Source organism: Lentzea sp. NPDC054927 (assembly GCF_053610285.1).
Genome location: NZ_JBSGXZ010000014.1, coordinates 1 through 17,942, shown reverse-complemented (window position 1 = coordinate 17,942; position 17,942 = coordinate 1). Strand labels below are relative to the sequence as shown.

The 17,942-nt window shown below is 66.9% G+C and carries 17 protein-coding genes; 11 read left to right on the top strand and 6 right to left on the bottom strand.

Features of this window, described 5'->3' with window-relative positions; translation table 11 throughout:
* Positions 1-44 precede the first annotated feature (44 nt).
* On the top strand, positions 45-413 hold the full coding sequence (locus ACWGE0_RS20630; protein ID WP_452262503.1) for a hypothetical protein: 369 nt from the start codon (positions 45-47) through the stop codon (positions 411-413).
* 166 nt (positions 414-579) lie between these two features.
* Here ACWGE0_RS20630 and ACWGE0_RS20625 read toward each other — a convergent pair whose 3' ends face one another.
* A complete protein-coding gene (locus ACWGE0_RS20625; protein ID WP_452262502.1) occupies positions 580-1,806 on the bottom strand; it encodes a DUF4142 domain-containing protein in 1,227 nt (408 codons plus the stop codon).
* Between the two features lie 260 nt (positions 1,807-2,066).
* Between ACWGE0_RS20625 and ACWGE0_RS20620 the strand changes: the two genes are divergently transcribed.
* The 3 genes from ACWGE0_RS20620 to ACWGE0_RS20610 all read left to right on the top strand — a co-directional run bounded on the left by ACWGE0_RS20620 (position 2,067) and on the right by ACWGE0_RS20610 (position 5,821).
* The gene (locus ACWGE0_RS20620; protein ID WP_319964577.1) at positions 2,067-2,594 is read left to right on the top strand and encodes a sigma-70 family RNA polymerase sigma factor; all 528 of its coding nucleotides are present in this window, start codon (positions 2,067-2,069) and stop codon (positions 2,592-2,594) included.
* Between the two features lie 115 nt (positions 2,595-2,709).
* Complete coding sequence (locus ACWGE0_RS20615; protein WP_452262501.1) at positions 2,710-3,033, top strand: hypothetical protein; 324 nt, start codon at positions 2,710-2,712, stop codon at positions 3,031-3,033.
* Positions 3,034-3,280: 247 nt separating this feature from the next.
* Entirely contained in the window at positions 3,281-5,821 is a 2,541-nt protein-coding gene (locus ACWGE0_RS20610) for a LuxR C-terminal-related transcriptional regulator (protein WP_452262500.1), read from the top strand.
* Here ACWGE0_RS20610 and ACWGE0_RS20605 read toward each other — a convergent pair.
* The 4 genes from ACWGE0_RS20605 to edd all read right to left on the bottom strand — a co-directional run bounded on the left by ACWGE0_RS20605 (position 5,781) and on the right by edd (position 11,966).
* Positions 5,781-7,016, bottom strand: a complete 1,236-nt coding sequence (locus tag ACWGE0_RS20605; RefSeq protein ID WP_452262499.1) for an MFS transporter — start codon at positions 7,014-7,016, stop codon at positions 5,781-5,783. The two genes, ACWGE0_RS20610 and ACWGE0_RS20605, sit on opposite strands and share 41 nt — an antisense overlap.
* On the bottom strand, positions 7,016-8,980 hold the full coding sequence (locus tag ACWGE0_RS20600) for a PEP/pyruvate-binding domain-containing protein (protein ID WP_452262498.1): 1,965 nt from the start codon (positions 8,978-8,980) through the stop codon (positions 7,016-7,018). Before ACWGE0_RS20600 ends, ACWGE0_RS20605 begins: the two co-directional genes overlap by 1 nt.
* A gap of 214 nt (positions 8,981-9,194) precedes the next feature.
* Positions 9,195-9,842 carry a bifunctional 4-hydroxy-2-oxoglutarate aldolase/2-dehydro-3-deoxy-phosphogluconate aldolase gene (gene eda / locus ACWGE0_RS20595; RefSeq protein WP_452262497.1) on the bottom strand — a complete coding sequence of 216 codons (648 nt, stop codon included), beginning with the start codon at positions 9,840-9,842 and terminating at the stop codon, positions 9,195-9,197.
* Positions 9,843-10,109: 267 nt separating this feature from the next.
* On the bottom strand, positions 10,110-11,966 hold the full coding sequence (gene edd, locus ACWGE0_RS20590; RefSeq protein ID WP_452262496.1) for a phosphogluconate dehydratase: 1,857 nt from the start codon (positions 11,964-11,966) through the stop codon (positions 10,110-10,112).
* Positions 11,967-12,193: 227 nt separating this feature from the next.
* On the opposite strand from edd, the gene ACWGE0_RS20585 reads away from it, so the two are divergent.
* From ACWGE0_RS20585 to ACWGE0_RS20570, 4 genes are all read left to right on the top strand, one after another.
* The gene (locus ACWGE0_RS20585) at positions 12,194-12,484 is read left to right on the top strand and encodes a hypothetical protein (protein ID WP_086666490.1); all 291 of its coding nucleotides are present in this window, start codon (positions 12,194-12,196) and stop codon (positions 12,482-12,484) included.
* 84 nt (positions 12,485-12,568) lie between these two features.
* The gene (locus tag ACWGE0_RS20580) at positions 12,569-13,333 is read left to right on the top strand and encodes a hypothetical protein (RefSeq protein ID WP_319964583.1); all 765 of its coding nucleotides are present in this window, start codon (positions 12,569-12,571) and stop codon (positions 13,331-13,333) included.
* Between the two features lie 9 nt (positions 13,334-13,342).
* Positions 13,343-15,229 carry a fumarate reductase/succinate dehydrogenase flavoprotein subunit gene (locus tag ACWGE0_RS20575; protein ID WP_452262495.1) on the top strand — a complete coding sequence of 629 codons (1,887 nt, stop codon included), beginning with the start codon at positions 13,343-13,345 and terminating at the stop codon, positions 15,227-15,229.
* Entirely contained in the window at positions 15,226-15,975 is a 750-nt protein-coding gene (locus ACWGE0_RS20570) for a succinate dehydrogenase/fumarate reductase iron-sulfur subunit (RefSeq protein ID WP_452262494.1), read from the top strand. The genes ACWGE0_RS20575 and ACWGE0_RS20570 overlap by 4 nt, the downstream gene beginning before the upstream one ends.
* Here ACWGE0_RS20570 and ACWGE0_RS20565 read toward each other — a convergent pair.
* Entirely contained in the window at positions 15,962-16,609 is a 648-nt protein-coding gene (locus ACWGE0_RS20565; protein WP_452262493.1) for a response regulator, read from the bottom strand. The genes ACWGE0_RS20570 and ACWGE0_RS20565 overlap by 14 nt on opposite strands.
* A gap of 135 nt (positions 16,610-16,744) precedes the next feature.
* Between ACWGE0_RS20565 and ACWGE0_RS20560 the strand changes: the two genes are divergently transcribed.
* From ACWGE0_RS20560 to ACWGE0_RS20550, 3 genes are read left to right on the top strand one after another with little or no spacing between them, the layout of a single operon-like run.
* Positions 16,745-17,020 (top strand): hypothetical protein, encoded by a 276-nt coding sequence (locus tag ACWGE0_RS20560; protein ID WP_452262492.1) that lies wholly within the window; start codon positions 16,745-16,747, stop codon positions 17,018-17,020.
* 18 nt (positions 17,021-17,038) lie between these two features.
* Complete coding sequence (locus ACWGE0_RS20555) at positions 17,039-17,404, top strand: hypothetical protein (protein ID WP_452262491.1); 366 nt, start codon at positions 17,039-17,041, stop codon at positions 17,402-17,404.
* A complete protein-coding gene (locus tag ACWGE0_RS20550; protein WP_452262490.1) occupies positions 17,389-17,865 on the top strand; it encodes a hypothetical protein in 477 nt (158 codons plus the stop codon). Before ACWGE0_RS20555 ends, ACWGE0_RS20550 begins: the two co-directional genes overlap by 16 nt.
* Positions 17,866-17,942 lie beyond the last annotated feature (77 nt).

Below are 17,942 nucleotides of genomic sequence, written 5' to 3'. Positions count from 1 at the left end.
ATGCCTCCTACAAGGGCCCTGCCCACCCCTTGAAGGAGCGCGCCATGACCGACGTCCGGCCGGCGAGGTCCGTCCGCATGATCTTCGAGTTCACCGCGGACGGTGTCCGGCTGCTGGAGCAGCACCCGGTGAACGTCACCGTCGGCATCTTCGGCGCTCAGCGCTCCGGCGACTACGTCGAGGTCCGCGACCGCGACGGTCAGACCGTGAGCCGCGTGCCGGTGTGGACGGGCCTCGGCAGCACCGTCGAAACGTTCCCCCAAGATCCACATGTCAGCTCGGACACCCCACGCGTCCTCACCGTCGTGGTGCCCGCTCCACCCGACGCCGACCACGTCGCCGTCGTCCGCGACACCGCCAACGGCGGTGGCTCCAGCGTCGAGGTGCTCGGCACGTTTCGCCTTCGACGTTGATTATGTCAACCCGGCAACCCGCTGACCTCGGCCTTAGCAATGACTCTTTGGACTTCGTCGTCAAAAGACTCATTGCCAAGGCCGGAGGCGGCGGTGATATATCGGTTGGCGAGGGCGACACCCGATATATCGGCGAGCGGATTCTGTGGTGACCTGCGGGGCGTGACTAGCGGCGGTGTTCGCCGTGGTGGCCGACGGCACGGACCAGCCACAGGGTGCCGGCGCCGGCGACGACCAGGACGGCGATGCCAGTGAGGAAGCCGATGCTCGTGGACGAGTCGTCGGGCTGGGGTGGCGGGCTGGTGTTGGCCTTCGTCTGGGCGATGGCCGGGTCGGTCATCTGCAGCGAGTTCGACTTGACCAGTCCGGTGCCTTCCAGCAGCAGCATGTGCTTGAGCAGGAAGGTCAGGCCGGTCTGCGCGGCGACGCGGGCGGGGACGTTCTTGGTCGTCGCGCGGGCCTGAGCGACCTGGACGATGAGCGAGCCGTCGGCCGCTCGGGACAGGTTCGCGTACATGCGGTCGAGTTCGTCACCCGAGCTGGCCGAGATGGCGGTCGCCCACGACTTCTGCTCGGTCGTCGGTTCGGTCGGGAGGTCCACCCCGATCTGCTTGGCGGCGTCGGCGACCGCGGCGGTGAGCTGGCTGTGCTCGGCGGCGAGCTGACCCGCGACCTTGCGGACCTTCGCGTCACGTGCCCGGTCGGAGCTCTCCCTGCTGGCCGGTTTCTGCCAAAGCGTGTGCTGGGTGAGCAGAACGAGCAATTCGCGGTCCGACGGTTCGACGCTCTGGCCGATCACGCGAACCGCGTTCACCTGTGCCTTGGCCGTCACCAATTCGAGCGCGGACGGGTCCACCAGACCCGTGTTCTCGAGGACCGTCATCGTGCGGATGAGCATTTGCAGGGTCTGGTGGGCGAGCGTGCGGATTGTGGTGTTCTGGGTCGTGGCCCGCGTTTGCGTGGCCATTACCAGAAGGCCGCCCTGTGCCTGCCGGACGATCGTCGCGTAGGCGCGGTCGTGGTTGTCTCCGGTGCGTTCCGCCATCTCGTTGATGAGTGACTGGTGTTCACTGCTCACGTCGTTCGGCAGTACCACGCCGAGATCGGTGGCGAATTTCAGAAGATCGACGTCGAGCCGTGCGTGCCCTTCGAAGATGTCACGTCCTGCGTTACTGATCCCCGCATTCGTCGTTCGCGTCGGAGCGTCTTTGCTCACAGGTACCAACCAAGAGTTTGCTTGGCGCAGAGATACCATGAAAGAGCGGTCCGACGGCTGCACTTCAGTGGACTGCGCGTTTGCCGGGACCGCTCCCACAAGGGCCCCGAGAAATACGACAGATAGGGCGGTAAACAGCGCTGCGTGCTGTCCCAGCGTGCCCAACCGGTAACGCATAGTGCCCGTTCCTCCCCGCGATCGAGCTGCCTTCGAAGGTGATACGTGCAGGTCGGCCGGTAGTTCACCGGACGTGCGCATATGCTTATGTGACGTGGATCACAGTAGCTAAGGCGAACCATTTGGAGTTGATTTACGTACCCGAGGGGTTTTCGCGTTCACGATGTAGTATCCAATGGATTCCACGCTCGGCCACCGAGTCGCTAGGTCTGCCGCCCGAAGCGAACACGTCGCCGATATCTGGGGAGGTCGCAAGCTTCATGGCTGATCAGGGCAAGGTCGCACAAGCCCATCAGGACGAGGAATTGCTCACGCTGCTCTACGGGCAGTTCCAGCGGATGTTGTTCTCGCAGGTCCTGTGCCTGACCAACTACGACCGTCAGTGGACGGAAGATGTCGTTCAGGAGACGTTGATCAGGGCTTGGCAGAACTCCGAACATCTCGTTCGTGAACCGGGGATGTTGCGCGGGTGGCTTTGTACTGTGGCTCGTCGCATTGTGATCGACGGATGGCGCAGCCGTCAGGCGCGCCCGCAAGAAGTGGAATTGCTTCGCCCGGACATCGCTGAATCTCCGGACGACACCGAACAGACACTTTCGGTGATGGTCATTACTGATGTAGTACGCCAATTGAGTGATGAACACCGTTCGGCTATCTACGAAACGTATGTCTTGGGGCGAACAGTGAAGGAGGCCGCGATCGTTCTGGGAGTCCCGGAAGGAACCGTCAAGTCCCGGCTGTACAAGGCGATGCACACGATCCGCCGGGCGCTGCAGGACAGGAGCTAGCGTGATGGTGACTCGTCAACCACATCACGAGGACGCAGACTCAGTAGACGCAGGCGCAGCAGACGACGAAAACCGCACGAGCCCGGAAGGGCCGTGCGGTGATGTCGCGGCGTATGTGCTCGGAGTCCTCGACCCCGCACAGCACGTGATCTTCTCCCGGCACCTAGCCGGGTGCGAAAGCTGCCAGCGCGACGCGGCCGACTTCGGCATGTTCGCGCCGGTGCTGCGTCAGGTGGTCAGCCGGCCCGCGGGGCATCCGCCCTGTCGAATCACCCGCAGCATCCTGGTGGTGGCGGCGGGCGTCGTGGTGGCCGTGGCCGCGGTGCTGTCGGTCGCCGAGTCGTGGTCCTCCGACCTCGACGACCCGGTCGTGATCAGCGACCTCACGCGTGCGGAGTCCGCCCGCGACGAGCCGTTCACGCTGTTCTGGCAGCTCTGACCCGGTGACTCTGTCAGTGAGCGTGCCAGTTAGCGTGTCGGCGAGCGCGCAGGCGACGCGGAGCCATCCGCGCACCAGCCTGGCCCAGATCATCGCTCGCTCCCGCACAGCTCACAGTTCCGTTAACCGTTACCTGTGGGTAAGTTTGCCCGACGACGAAGCGCAGGTCTCTACGGTCCTCACCGAAGGAACACCGAAACCTTCGACCTGCGGTCCTCTCGGTACCGAAGTCAAGGGGTAGACAGAGGTGACATCTCCACTGCTCGGCCGGGACGCGGAACTCGCGGCTCTCGGACGTCTGCTCGACGACGCTGTGCTCGGAACGGGCTCCTGCGTGGTCGTCACCGGTGGGTTCGGCATCGGCAAGTCCGCGCTGCTCGAGGCCTTCACCGCCGAGGCCCGTGAGCGCGGCTTCACGGTCCGGCTGGCCAAGAGCGCACGACTGGAGAGCCACCTGCCAGGCGCGGTGGTCCGCCAGCTCGCGCCGTGCCTCGCGAACGAACACGACCTCGAAGAGCTCTACGCGCGGGCCGCGAACTCCGCCCGCAAGGCGCCGATCCTGATGGTCATCGACGACGTCCACGTCGCCGACACCTTCTCCAAGCGCGCGCTCGCCTACCTGCGTCCACGGCTGCAGCACATGCCGGTCGTCATCGCGTTGGGCGCCTCGCAGGGCTACCTGTCCACGGACGAGGTGACGCTGCCCGAGATCGCCGGTGGTCATCCGCACCGCATCGACCTCGACGGACTCGACGTCACAGCCGTCGAACACCTCACCGAGAACCTCCCCGGCCGGGACGCGAAGCGCTGCCACGAGCTCACCGGCGGCAATCCCTACCTGCTACAAGCATTGCTGCGGGAGGAAGGCGAGGGGTCGGCCGCGGTCGGCGAGATGATCGGCATGCGGCTGCGCGAGTACACCGGCGCCGCCGAAGTCGCCCGCTCCGCCGCCGTGCTGGACGGTGACGCCGGCCTCGAACTCCTGTCCGCGCTCACCGGGTTCGACGCGCTGCCCGCCGTCGACACGCTCGTCCGTCTCGGCGTGCTCGCCGACACCGACCCGCTGACGTTCCGGCACCCGTTCGTGCGCAACAGCATCCTCGCCGACATGCCGGTCGCGGTCCGGTCCGCCGCGCACGCCCGCGCCGCCTGGCTGCTGTTCGAGTCGGACGCCCCCGACGAACGCGTCGCCGAGCACGTGCTGAAGGCCAGATCGGTCCGCTTGCCGTGGTCCGTCGACCTGTTGCGGGAGGTCGGCGGCGTCGAGCACCTGGAACGGGCGCTCGACGAGCACCTGTCCGACGAGGACAGGCTGTCGATCGAGGTCGAGCTCGGCCACGCGGAACACCTGAAGGACAACGCGCTCGGCCGTGACCGCGTCCGCGACGCGCTGGTCCAGTGCGAGGACCCGCACCTCGCCGCGAACGTCGCGCTGTCGTTGATCCAGCGCATGTGCACGGGCTCGGACGCCCACTTCGCGGTCTCGCTGGCGATCATGGTCATCGCCCGGCTGCTGCCGGAGGACCGCGACCTGGTCTGGAACCTCGTCTGCACCACCTACCTGCTCTCCGCCAACCGCGACGCGCGGATGGCGAACTGCGCGGGCAAGTACTTCGACGACCTCGTCGGCGAAGTTCCGAAGGACCCGAACCTCAAGCGTGCGCGGTCGGCGTTGCTCGCGGTCGGCAACGCCCGCAGCGGTGACTCGTCCGCCGAAGCCGTCCGGCACACGCTGGAGGCGCTCGACGGCGAGTGGGTCGACGTCTTCGGCGAGCCCTACCTGTTCACGTTCCTGGTGCCGGTGCTCGGCGACGATCCCGAGCACACCAACAAGTTCTGGCTCTCGCACAGCACCGCGCCGGTCTCGCACGATCCGCACCTGCGCCGCGGCATGCTCAGCATGATCGCCCGCGCCACCGCCTTCCACAACAGCGGTGACCTCGCGCGCGCCTACACGTTCCTGACGCCACCGGTCTCGACCGGCAACCTCGACTGTCCCGCGGTCCTGCTGGCCACCGCGAAACTGGCCGAGGTGTGTGTCGAGATGGGGCAGTTCGACGAGGCCGCCCCGCTGGTCGCCGAAGACGGCGATCTGTTGCAGCACATCAACCTCGTCTACGCCCGCGGCCGGCTCAAGCTCGCGTCGTGTCACGCGGAGGGCGCGCTCGAGGACCTGCTGGAAGCAGGCCGTCGGCTCGCCGCACGCGAGATGCCCAACCCCGCGCTGGTCGCGTGGCGGCATCACGCGGTGCGCGCGTATCTGGCGTTGGGCAACCGAGACGACGCGGCCCGGCTCGCGCACGAGGAACTCGACCTGGCCAAGAGGTGGGGTTCTCCCCGTGTCGTGGGAACCGCGTTGATGAGCGTGGGCATCAGCACCGACGACGTCGACGTCCTCGTTGAAGCGGAACAGGTTCTCGCCTCGTCACCGCACCGCCTGCTGCACGCCCAGTCGACGTACTGGCTCGGCCATCACCTGCGCCGCAAGGGCCGCATGGAGGCGGCTGCCCCGCACCTGCGTCAGGCGTTCGAACTGGCCCGCCGCCTCGGCGCGCACCCGCTGGCCAAGCTCGCGGGCGACGAGGTCCGCGACGGGGACGACCAGGTGCAGGGCCTGACCAAGCAGGAGAACAGGGTCGCGCGGATGGCGGCGCAGGGTCTGACGAACCGGCAGATCGCCGAGACCCTGCACCTGACCCGCCGCACGGTGGAGCTGCACCTGTCGAGCGCCTACCGCAAGCTCGGAATCACGGGACGGGCTGAGCTCGTCGCCGCCTTGTGGTCCTGACGACGATCAGCAGGCCCGCCAGCAACGCCATCAGGATCACCGTGACGACGGACGACAGCACCAGGAACTCGGTGAGCTGCCCGCCTGCGAGGTAGGCGCCGAGCGCGACGGCGACGACCGCGCACACGGCACGGTCCATGATGGACTCCATCGACAGAAGCGTTGCGCGGTAACGGGAGTCCGGGATCGCGTCGTTGAGCAGCTTCTTCTGGATGGGGAAGCTCATTCCCGCCGTCACCGAGAACAGGCACAGCAACACGATCGTCAGGATGCCACCGGACGGCACGATGAAGCCGATCGCCAACGCCATCACGACGGTCAGCAGGAACACCGACTTCGCCGGCCCGATCTTCTTCGACAACCAGTGCGGGCGTGCCGCGGCGACGGCCTCGAAGATCGTCATCGCGGCGAGCACCGAGCCGTACCAGTTGACCGAGACGTTCTTCGACTCGAGCACCGGCTGGAACAGGTTCACCTGCAGGATCCGCACCAGCGTGAACATCGCGACGCCCTGGACCATCAACAACAGCAGCCAGCGCGAGGTTCTGAGTGAACTGAACGCGCCGCCGACACCCGCGAGCAGCTTCGACGTCTTGCCCTCAGGTCGTTTCCAGCCCGGAATCGGCGGCAGCTTCAGCGCGAGGACCACCGCGATCGCGGCGTTGATCGCGGTGAGCCAGTACGGCGACGGCATGTTCCACTGCATCAGCAGACCGATGACCGGCCAGTACACGATCTTGCCGACCAGGCTGTACGACCGCCCGACGCCCTCGACCTTGAGGTAGAGGTGCCCGGCGTTGTGCGCGTTGAGATACTCGTACAGGTAAGCGCTCTGCGCGCCCGAGATCAGCGACCTGGCCAGCGCGATCAGCAGGAAGTGGATCAGGAACCCGGTGTAGTTGCCGGCGAACACCGGCACCAGGTTCGCGAAGACCAGCACGCTCGCGCCGAGCCACAACGACGTGCGGTAGTCGAAGCGGTCCGCGACCATGCCGGTCGGGATCTCCATGAGGCAGAACGCGATGTAGTAGATCGACTGGATGCCGAAGATCTCGGCGTCGGAGAGCCCAAGCTGCTTCTGGTACTCATAAAAGATCGGGATCCACAGCAGCAGCCCGAAGAAGAACTGGAAGCCGTACGTCAGGCGGACGGCCCGCGCCACATCCGGAGTCGCCGGTACGCGAAGACCCAGCATCAGATCGAATACGGCCGCAGCTGCAGGACGTACAGGATCTCGTCGGTGGCGAGCCACTCGATGTCGACCGGCGAGTCGAACGTGTAGTCCGGCGAGAAGTGCGACTGGAGCAACCGGCCGACGATCGCGAGCCGCTGCAGCTGTGCGTGCCCGTTGACGCCCAGGTCCTCCTTGGCGTCACCGAGGGAAACCGTGCGGCCGCCACCCTCCACAGTGGAGTAGAGGTACTGCATCGGCTGCTTCGAGCCTTCGACGACGTCGGTGACGTTCGGCGAGACGTTGATGTAGACGTTGCGGAAGTCGTTGCGGTTCATGGGGTTCGTGGTGACCATGACGCCACCGAAGTCCGCCTTGACCTGCTCCTGGATCACGACGCCCATGAAGCAGTCGTCGAGCGAGATGCCGGCCTGCTGCCGCAACCGCACGCTGCGCGCGGAGACGAGCGAGGCCCACACCTCCTTGACCGACTCCACGATCTTCTCGGCGCTGGTGACGTGGTTGTACGACTCGTAGATGCCCGCGGCGGAGAATCCGGCCAGGTCCTCGGCGTTCGACGAGCTGCGCACCACGAAGGTCCGCACGCCCGCGAGGTTCTCGACGAGCGCGGAGTCCAGTTCTGACAGCAGGTAGTCCGGCACGCGGGTCTTGCGGATGAGTCGCTGCAGCTCGACGCACAACGGTTCGATCTCGCGGGCGTTGAGCTCCAGGGCCATCTTCAGCTTGCCGATGGCCTGCTGGATCTTCGGTGACGACTCCAGGAAGCCCTGGTGCATCGAGAACGGCAACGCGATGCCGCGCGGCACCCGGACCCGTTCCGCGAGCAGTTGCTGAGCGGCGGCCAACAGGTCGTCACCCTCGTGGCCGAGCAGCTTTCCCAGATACGGCATGAGGTTGTCGCGCGGCGGGCGCGGCACCGAGAAGAAGCCGAGCAGGCGGCGTGGCGTCTCGGTCGCGAGCACGTGGTGCAGCTCGCCGAGGTTCGCGGCCTTGGTGCCGTAGCGGTGGCTGTCGTTGTAGCGGATCTTGCCGAGGTTGAGGATCGCGTTGTAGGTGTGCTCGGGCTCCTCCAGCGTGACGCGCTGCGCGTACCAGGCGGGGCGCTGGCCGAGGTCCTGCGGTTCGTCGATCAGCCGCAGCCCGACCTCGGCGCTGCGCGGCGACACCTCGTACTCGACCCACTGGCCATCGAGGTTCTCCCGGTCGATCAGGTCGAACGCGCCGAGCTGGATGGCGTTCGGGATGGACCAGCCGGTGGCGAGGACGTTCGTGTGCGAGAGGGGAGTGGTGTGGCTGGCGTTGATGATGCCGGCCAACCGCGGAATGTCGTCGGGAACGCGATGCATGACGACGATGTCGAACCACTCCAGCGAGTTTTCGCGGTACTCCTGCTCGCTGCGGAATGCGCGCAACCGGCCTTTCGTCGTGCCGGGATTCAACGCGACGAACTCTGCCGTCGAAAACAATTCGTGCGCCAGGATCCGTGGAAGCCTTTCCACCGGAAGTTCCGCTACCGCTTGTTCCTGGAGGTGGTTGGCGGGCTTGAAGAACAACGGGGTCGCGGGGTCGACGTTCCTGCGCACCTCGGCGTAGAAGAACTCGATCATGTCGGCCGACATGGTGTCGACCTCGACGGTCTCCAGCGAGAACATGCGCTTGTCCTCGCGCTTGTGCAGCGACAGGATGCCGAGGAAGAACCGCCGGTCAGGGGCGTGATAGAAGCTCTGGTTGAACTCGTCGATCCGCGCGCGCATCTCCTCGCCGCCGATGCCGAGGATCTCCTGGCCGATGTAGAGCGCGTGGAACTCGTGGCGCGCGTTGTTCAGGAAGTGGATCGTCTCGTTCTGCCGGTCGACGACCACCTTGACGAAGGAATAACCACCCAGACTGCCGGACAGCTGGTTGAACGCCGACATGGTCAGCTGTTCTCCGACCAACCCCGCGACGTCGGCTTCCTGGACAGTCACACCTGCTCCTCTCGTGCGTCATTGCAACGAGCAAGTGTGACACCGCGGCACTGAGCGTTATTCCGGAAGAAATCTCAATAGGCTCTGGTTCGGTTCATGGTTTCTCAACCTTCCGTTAATACGAGACCGGCGTCACCGCCTGTTGGGTGAAGAATCCAACGAGGTGGGACGCCGGTCTCGTGATGTGAGCCGAATTTCCGGTTCGTGACCTGGGTTACCCGAGCCGGCTGGCCTCGCGCGCGAGGGACTCGATGCGGTCCCAGTCGCCGTTGACGAGGGCGTCCTTCGGGGCGAGCCACGAGCCGCCGACGCAACCGACGTTGGGCAGCGCGAGGTAGTTCGGCGCGGTCTGCGGCGTGATGCCACCGGTCGGGCAGAACTTCACGTGCGGGATCGGGCCGCCGATGGACTTCAGGTAGTCGACCCCGCCGGCCGCCTCGGCCGGGAAGAACTTCAGCGCGCTGAGCCCGCGCTCGGCCAGCCGCATCACCTCGGACACCGTCGCGGCACCCGGCAGGTACGGCAGCCCGGTCGCGTCGGCGGCGTCGAGCACGCGGTCGGTGGTGCCGGGCGTGACGAGGAACGCCGCCCCGGCCTTCGCGGCCTGCTCGGCGTGCTCCGGCGCCGTGACGGTGCCCGCGCCGATCACGATCTCCGGCACCTCGCGTGCGACGTTCTCGATCGCGGCGAGCGCGGCCGGCGTGCGCAGCGTGAGCTCGATGACGCGGACGCCGCCGCGCAGCAATGCCTGGGCGAGCGGCACCGCGTGGTCGGCGTCGTCGACCACGACGACGGGGATGACGGGCGAGAGCGCGAGCAGGTCGGCTCCGGTGGTCGCCCGAAAGTTGTCACCGCTGGTCACGAGTCACTCCTTGATCGAAAACCGATATATCGCATGCTGCCACACCCCGCCCACGCCCACCCGGATGCAAAAAACGTTTGCGGACGTCCGCAAAAGACTCATTGCAAAGGCTGGCTAGCGGGGGCGGCGAGGTGGGTCTGCGGGTGGGCCGGTCGGGCGTCGCCGCCCCTTTGCAACGAGTCTTTTGCGGACGAAGTCCACAGTCTCATTGCTAAGGGGCAGGTCAGCGGTATGTAGGGCGGCAACATATTGGTGGTGCTGGCCGGGCTAGTGGTGCGTGACCGGAGCGAAGTGGTCGGCGGTGATGGGGCCGAACACCGTCGCGCCGCGGTCGGCAGGTCCGACGGTACGGCGCAGGGCGGCGAACAGCTCGCGTCCGGTGCCGACCCATTCCCGGCCGGTCGGCGGGAAGTCCACGAGAGGCCGCGAGGACAGCTCCTCGGCGGACACGCGGACCTCCAGCGTTCCGGCGGTGGCGTCCAGCCGCACGACGTCGCCGTCGCGGACCCGGCCGAGCGGGCCGCCGACAGCGGCCTCCGGGGTCAGCTGGATGGCGGCCGGGATCTTGCCCGAGGCGCCGGACATGCGGCCGTCGGTCACCAGGGCCACCTTGTAGCCGCGGTCCATCAGGACGCCCAGCGGCGGCGTCAGCTTGTGCAGTTCGGGCATGCCGTTGGCCTGCGGGCCTTGCTGGCGGACGACGACGACCACGTCGCGGTCGAGCTCGCCCGCCTTGAACGCCGCCTGGAAGGCCTCCTGCGTGGTGAACACGCGGGCGGGCGCCTCGACGACGTGGTTCTCCGACGCGACCGCGGAGACCTTGATGACGGAGCGGCCGAGGTTGCCGGAGAGCATGCGCAGGCCGCCGTCGGACGCGAACGGGTCGGACGCCGGGCGCAGGACCTCGAGGTCCAGTGAGCGGCCGGGGCCGTCGACCCAGACCAGTTCGCCGTCGAGCAGCATCGGCTCCTGGCGGTAGCGGTCGAGGCCGTGTCCGACGACGGTGTTGACGTCGCCGTGCAGCAGGCCGGCGTCGAGCAGCGTGCCGACGACGAACTGGACGCCGCCCGCGGCCTGGAAGTGGTTGATGTCGGCGCTGCCGTTCGGGTAGACCCGCGCGATCAACGGCACCACGGCCGACAGGTCGTTGAGGTCGTCCCAGCTCAGCTCGATGCCCGCGGCGGCGGCGATGGCGACCAGGTGCATCGTGTGGTTCGTGGAGCCACCGGTGGCCAGCAGCGCCACAACGCCGTTGACCACGGCCTTCTCGTCGACGATGTGCGCGATCGGCGTGTAGCCCTCGCCCTTGGCCATCTCGACGGCGCGACGGCCGGCGTGCTCGGTCAGGGCGCGGCGCAGGCCCGTGCCCGGCGGCACGAACGAGGCGCCCGGCAGGTGCAGGCCCATGACCTCGACGACCATCTGGTTCGAGTTCGCGGTGCCGTAGAACGTGCAGGTGCCGGGGGAGTGGTACGAGGCGGCCTCGGCCTCCAGCAGGTCCTCGCGCGACGCCTTGCCCTCCGCGTAGAGCTGCCGGACGCGGGCCTTCTCCTTGTTGGACAGGCCGGACGCCATCGGGCCCGCGGGCACCAGGATCGACGGCAGGTGGCCGAACGACAGCGCGCCGATCAGCAGGCCCGGCACGATCTTGTCGCAGACGCCCAGGAGCACGGCGGCGTCGAACATCTCGTGCGACAGGGCCACACCGGTGGACATGGCGATGACGTCGCGGCTGAACAGCGACAGCTCCATGCCGTCACGGCCCTGGGTGATGCCGTCGCACATCGCGGGCACGCCGCCGGCGAACTGGGACACGCCACCGACGGCGCGGACCGAGTCCTTGATCCAGGCCGGGTACTCCTGGAACGGCTGGTGGGCCGACAGCATGTCGTTGTAGGAGGACACGATCGCGACGTTGGACTTGCGCAGTGCCCGCAGCGCGGACTTGTCGCCGCCGGTGATGCCGGCGAAGCCGTGCGCCAGGTTGCTGCAGGCGAAGCCGGACCGGGACGTGCCGTCCTGTGCGGCTGCGGCCACTCGTTCGAGGTAGACGCGCCGGGTGTCCGCGCTTCTGGCGGCGATTCGGCGTGTCACCTCTGTCAGAACAGGATGCAGTTCGGTCATGGGGGTCTCCGGGTCATCACGGGCCGTGGTGGGGCCCTTACGAGACGACAACGGTGGCGTCCCACGGACGGGCGTGACGCCACACACAGTAAGTCATGGCTGGTCGTAGACACAAAAACGATTCAGTAGCTGGGAGGGTTTCAGTTTTGAATCTTGGCGTGTGGTGCTTGTCACATGGCTTGAGATTGGGCAGAGTGCGGGGCACGACCTTGGAACGGAGGTGTCCCATGACTTCTACGGAGATCGTCGAACTGCGCCGGGTCATCGGTCAGATGCGGCATGCCGTGAGCGCGCTGCGCGGCAGGTATGGCGACGTGGCGGCCGTGCAGCGGCTTGCCAACGACGTGGAACGCATGGACATCGACGCCACCGAACTCGTCGACCTCAGCACCCCGAGGCAGCGCGAAGCGCCTCAAGTGGAACGCGAGGTCGTGGTCGTGCCAGACACGCCTTACGACGAGTCGCTCTGGAAGGACGCAGACGACGAAGGACTCGGTGGCTACCGCAACCGGACCTGAGCCGAGCTGATCACACGGCCCCCGCCTGACGCGGGGGCCGTAGTCGTTCCTCCACAACGACGTGGACCCCCAGAAAGGTGAGCAATGGCGAGGGCAGAGATCGCCGCCAGGACTCTGCGCACGGACCGATGGTGGTTGCCGCCGCTGACGACATTCGTCGGCCTGCTGCTCATCTCGATCTACGCGGCGTTCCGCACGTTCCAGGGGGACTTCTACTGGGTCGACCAGTACCACTACCTCACACCGATGTACTCGCCGTGCCTGACCGAGGAGTGCGTCCCCGCGGCCGCGCACTTCGGTCAGTGGTTCCCGGCGCTGCCCGGCTTCCTGACGCCGCCGGTGATCATCATCCCGTTCCTGCTGGGCTTCCGGATCACCTGCTACTACTACCGCAAGGCCTACTACCGGGCCGCCTGGGCGTCACCGCCAGCGTGCGCCGTGGCCGAGCCGCACAGCAAGTACACCGGTGAGACGAAGTTCCCGCTGATCGCGCAGAACCTGCACCGCTACTTCTTCTACGCGGCCTCGCTCCTGCTGCTGATCAACATCTACGACGCGGTCCTCGCGTTCGGCACCGGCGTCGGCCTGGGCAACATCATCCTGCTGGCCAACGTCGCCCTGCTGGGCGCGTACACGCTGTCGTGCCACTCGTGCCGCCACATCGCGGGCGGGCGGCTCAAGCACTTCTCCAAACACCCGGTCCGCTACTGGATGTGGACGCAGATCTCGAAGCTCAACAACAAGCACATGCAACTCGCGTGGGCCTCGCTGATCTTCGTCTGCCTCACGGACCTGTACGTCGCGCTGGTCGCCTCGGGAACGATCTCCGACCTCCGCTTCATCAACTAAGGAGTGGTTTTGCCCGAGCTGGAAAGGCACTCGTTCGACGTTCTCGTGATCGGCGCCGGTGGTGCCGGATTGCGTGCCGCGATCGAGGCCCGTGAGCACGGCATGCGCACCGCCGTTCTCTGCAAGTCGTTGTTCGGCAAGGCCCACACGGTGATGGCCGAGGGCGGTATCGCCGCCGCGATGGGCAACGCCAACGAGAGCGACAACTGGCAGGTGCACTTCCGCGACACCATGCGCGGCGGCAAGTTCCTCAACAACTGGCGGATGGCCGAGCTGCACGCCCAGGAAGCGCCGCAACGGGTCTGGGAACTCGAGACATACGGCGCGTTGTTCGACCGCACCAAGGACGGCCGGATCTCGCAGCGCAACTTCGGTGGCCACGAGTACCCGCGTCTCGCGCACGTCGGTGACCGCACCGGACTCGAACTGATCCGCACGTTGCAGCAGAAGATCGTGTCACTGCAACAGGAGGACCACAAGGAGTTCGGCGACTACGAGGAACGCCTGCGGGTGTTCCAGGAGTTCACCGTCACGGACATCGTCAAGGACGGCAGCCAAGAAGAGAACGGTGGCAGAATCTCCGGCGTGTTCGGCTACTGGCGCGAGTCCGGCCGGTTCGTGCTGTTCGAGGCACCCGCGGTGATCCTCGCGACCGGTGGCATCGGCAAGTCGTTCAAGGTCACCTCGAACTCGTGGGAGTACACCGGCGACGGTCACGCGCTGGCCCTGCGCGCGGGCGCCTCGCTGATCAACATGGAGTTCATCCAGTTCCACCCCACGGGGATGGTCTGGCCGCCGTCCGTCAAGGGCATCCTCGTCACCGAGTCCGTGCGCGGTGACGGTGGCGTGCTGCGCAACTCCGACGGCAAGCGGTTCATGTTCGACTACATCCCCGAGGTGTTCAAGGACAAGTACGCCGACAACGAAGAAGAAGCCGACCGCTGGTACACCGACCAGGCGAACAATCGGCGCCCACCGGAACTGCTGCCGCGTGACGAGGTCGCCCGCGCGATCAACTCCGAGGTCAAGGCCGGGCGCGGATCACCACACGGCGGCGTCTTCCTCGACGTGTCGACCCGGTTGCCCGCCGAGGAGATCCGCCGCCGGCTGCCGTCGATGCACCACCAGTTCAAGGAACTGGCCGACGTGGACATCACCGCGCAGCCGATGGAGGTCGGCCCGACCTGTCACTACGTGATGGGTGGTGTCGAGGTCGACCCGGACACCGGATCCTCTTCGGTGCCAGGGCTTTACGCCGCGGGCGAGGTCTCCGGCGGCATGCACGGCTCGAATCGGCTGGGCGGCAACTCGTTGTCGGACCTGCTGGTGTTCGGCCGGCGTGCGGGCGCGGGCGCCTCGGAGTACGTGCGGGCGATGGGCGAACGGCCGGTGTGCCCGGAGGAGACCATCACCGAGGCACGGGCGACCGCGCTCAACCCGTTCCAGCGCGAAGGCGGCGAGAACCCGTACACGCTGCACATGGAGCTGCAGCAGTCGATGAACGACCTCGTCGGCATCATCCGGCGCGCGGGTGAGATGGAAGAAGCGTTGCAGCGCCTGGAGAAGCTCAAGGAGCGCGCCCAGTCGCTGACGGTCGAGGGGCACCAGCAGTTCAACCCCGGCTGGCACCTCGCACTCGACCTGCGCAACATGTTGCTGGTGTCGGAATGCGTGGCGAAAGCGGCGCTGCTGCGCACGGAGTCGCGCGGCGGTCACACCCGCGACGACCACCCGGCGATGGACGCCGAGTGGCGACGGAAGCTGCTGGTGTGCAACGTCTCCGGGGAGACGGTCTCCGTCGAGGAGAAACCGCAGATCCCGATCCGCAACGACCTGCTGGACCTGTTCGACCGCAGCGAGCTGGAGAAGTACCTCACCGCCGAGGAGTTGTCATGAGCTACCAGGGGAAGTTCCGGGTGTGGCGCGGTGACGACTCCGGCGGTGCGCTGGAGGACTTCACCATCGAGGTCAACGAGGGTGAGGTCGTGCTCGACATCATCCACCGGCTGCAGGCCACGCAGGCGCCGGACCTCGCCGTGCGGTGGAACTGCAAGGCGGGCAAGTGCGGCTCGTGCTCCGCGGAGATCAACGGCCGCCCGCGCCTGCTGTGCATGACCCGGATGTCGACCTTCGAGGAGGGGGAGACGATCACGGTCACCCCGATGCGGGCGTTCCCGATCATCCGCGACCTCGTGACCGACGTGTCCTTCAACTACACCAAGGCGCGCGAGGTCCCGTCGTTCGCGCCGCCGAAGGACCTGGCGCCGGGCGAGTACCGGATGCAGCAGGTCGACGTCGAGCGCTCGCAGGAGTTCCGCAAGTGCATCGAGTGCTTCCTGTGCCAGAACACCTGCCACGTGGTGCGTGACCACGAGGAGAACAAGGAGGCGTTCTCGGGCCCCAGGTTCCTCATGCGGGTCGCGGAACTCGAGATGCACCCGCTCGACACGGCGGACCGCGTCGACCAGGCGCAGGAGCAGCACGGCCTCGGGCTCTGCAACATCACCAAGTGCTGCAGCGAGGTGTGCCCCGAGCACATCCACATCACCGACAACGCGCTCATCCCGATGAAGGAGCGCGTGGCCGACCGCAAGTACGACCCGATCGTCTGGCTCGGCAACAAGCTGTTCAAGCGGTCTTAGCGACGGTCTGCGGTATGACCAGCCCGGACTCGTAGGCCATCACGACGGCCTGAGCCCGGCTGGTCAGCCGCAGCTTCGTCATCACGCGGTTGAGGTGCGTCTTCACCGTGCCCTCCGTGACGGTCAGCCTGGTCGCGATGGCCGTGTTCGTCAGACCCGTGCCGACCAGCCGCAGCACCTCGCGTTCGCGGTCCGTCAGCTCGTCCAGCCCGACCGAGCTCCACGGCGAGACCGCCGTGTCGCCCCTCAGGTACGCCGCTACGAGCCTGCGCATGACGTTGGGGCTGAACTGCATCTCCCCGGACGCGACAGCGGTGATCGCGGCGATCAGCCTGGCCGGTTCGGACTCCTTCAGCACGAACCCGGCGGCACCCAGGCGCAACGCCTCGTGGACGTACTCGTCCAGGTCGAAGGTCGTCAGCACCAGCACCCGCGCGGACGTCGCGACGCGTTTGAGCGCCGTGAGTCCCGGCAGGCGGATGTCCAGCAGGATCACGTCGGGCTCGGCCGACACGGCCAGGCGCACGGCGGTGTCGCCGTCCGCGGCCTCGCCGACGACGGTCAGATCAGGTGAAGCGTTCAGCAACGCGACCAGGCCGGCTCTGAACAACGGCTGGTCGTCGACAACGAGCACGCGCGTCACAATGCCCCTCACTCATGTGACGTCACCGCGGTAGATCCCCCAACTCAGAGCGTACCGCGAAAGTTGACGGGAGATCCACTCTTCGTGAGACGACCTGGTTCCGCTTCCGTCGATACGTTCCGCGCCATGCGCACCGCATCGGCCGATCTGCTGACCACCCGGACGATCACCGTCGACGGCTCGGACGTCTACCTGCGGGTCACGTCCAGTCCCGTCGACCTGGAGATCCGCTGGTACCGCGACGGCGACCGCAGGGTGGCCGGCAGTCCCGTGCTGTTCCCGGCGGGGGACCGCTCGCGCCGGTTGCTCGGCACCGGTTTCCGCGCCGGCACCACGTTCTGCCTCGACGTGGTGGGCAGGGCGGGCCAGGACTGGTGCGGCGTCGTCGACTGGAACGTCTGACTCCTGAGGGGATCTTCGATGAAACGTGCTCTTGCCGGCCTGCTCGCCGTGGGCTTCGCGATGCTGTCCGCGACGCCGGCCCAGGCGGCGTCGACCACGATCTCGGTACCGTTCAAGCACAACCAGACCACGTGGTTCACCACCGCGCGCACGATCACCGTCGCGGGGTCGAACATCGACGCCCAGGTCGCGCTGGGCGGCGTCATGCAGCTCGCCTGGTACAAGTGCGGCGACCGCAACACGCGCGGCGCGTTCGTGCGGATGGAGGAGACCCGCAAGCACGTGGGCACGAACTTCAAGGCGGGCACCAAGTTCTGCCTCGCGTCGAACAGCCCGTACACGTCGGGCACCGTCGGAGGAACGCTGTGGTGGAGCGGCAACTGATCGCAGCGCTCGCCGCGGTGGCGCTGCTGGCCGGTTGCGCTGCCCGGCAACCGGCCCCGGCACCGGCGTCGTTCGTCGACCAGCAGCAGTACACGAAAGCCATGCGGGACAACTCCTCCGCGTTCACCTGGCCGGACGGGCGCAAGCCGGACCTCACCGTGCTCGCGGAGAAATCCGGGCCGGGAACCGACAAGGCACCCGCCGGCAGCGAGCGGATCGTCCTGGAGATCACCAACTCGTGCGCCTGGTACCTCGGCTGGGAGGACGCTCGCAAGCGCGGCGATCAGAACGCCGCGACGGCCGCGCTGAAGGTGATGGACGAGGTGCTGCCGAAGTTCTCGCCGGAGGACCCGGACGGGCAGCGCTATGCCCGCGAGACGGCTGCGAAGGCCAAGGCGGGTGACGGCTCACTGGCCGCGGACTACGTGGCGAACAACTGCGAATCCGTGCTCTGGAAATAGCGAGCGTGGCGGATAACATTTGTACAAACCCCGCACCCCGGAACCCCTTTTAAAAAGCTGAAAACACCCCCCACCAC